General features: G+C 63.3%; 1 protein-coding gene. It reads right to left on the reverse strand.

Annotation, left to right across the window (positions count from 1 at the left end):
• Positions 1 to 890: IS110 family transposase (locus tag G4G00_RS21740; protein WP_164276653.1), on the reverse strand; the 890-nt coding region annotated here is incomplete at its 3' end.
• Positions 891 to 1,103 lie beyond the last annotated feature (213 nt).

The following is a 1,103-nucleotide window of genomic DNA, read 5'->3' on the forward strand; positions in this document are numbered from 1 at the left end:
GCGTCGCGCACGCGGGCGTTGAGGATGACCAGCATCTTGCGCATCACGGCCACGATGGCCACTTTCCCTTCCTTGCCGCGGGCCCGCAGCGACCGGTAAAAGTCCCGCAACCGCGGCTCATGTCGCATGGCCGACATGGCCGCCATGTAGAGCACCTGGCGGATCTCGGCCCTGCCGCCGTGGATGCTTCGTCTCCCTCGCATGGTTCCGCTGTCGTGGGAGATCGGCGCTACGCCGACCAGGCTGGCAATGGCCTTTCCGCTGATCTGCCCCAACTCAGGCAGGTAGCTGGCCAATACCGCCTGCAATGCCGGGCCAACCCCTTTCATCGACTTCAGCACTGCCAGTTGAGGCTGCTGCGCGACCTGTTCGGCGATCTCTTTGCCCAGCCGCTCGACCATTGTCTGCAGGCGGATGATGCTGCCTTGCATCAGCCGGCGTAGCTCGCGGTCAGTCACCATTTCCTGCTGCTGGCGGGCCACGGTCAGTGCCTGCATCGTCTGTCGACGCGCCCGCACAAACTCGCGCAGCTTCCGTTGCCAGGGCTCCAGCGGCTGATAGGAAGGCAGCTCGACCAGCGCGGCCATCTGCGCCAATACAAGAGCGTCCAAGCGGTCCGTCTTGGCCGCTTTACCCAGCCCCTGAGCCAGTCTGCGTGCACGCAGGGCGTTGGCGCGGATCACCGGATGGCCGGCCTTGTGAAGAAAGTCCAGGACAGCCTGCTCATAGCCGCCGGTGGCTTCCAGAACGATCTGAATGGCCGGCCGCGTCCTCAACCAAGCGTCCAATTCAGCATAGCCAGAAGGGCTATTGCTGACCTGCAGGGTCTCACCGTCTGTCGTGCCGATATCCAATCGGCGCTTGCTCACATCAATCCCGATCCCGTTCATTGCCCGACTCCGTATAGTCTGGAAGGGTCGAGAGCTCCCCCGCTTGCCCAGTCTTATCGCTTCGAGTGTCCAGCTCCAGCAACTGTTCGGGCGGATCAAGGGAGAATCCGGCGTGGGCGCCAAGCTCCATGGCGATCGTCGAGATCCAGGCTTACACGGCGGCCCACGCCGGCTCTCGACACCTACGCTGCCAGATTTCCATCAGATAAGGCT

Source organism: Stenotrophomonas sp. B1-1 (assembly GCF_010894375.1).
In the GTDB taxonomy this organism is placed as follows: Bacteria; Pseudomonadota; Gammaproteobacteria; order Xanthomonadales; family Xanthomonadaceae; genus Stenotrophomonas.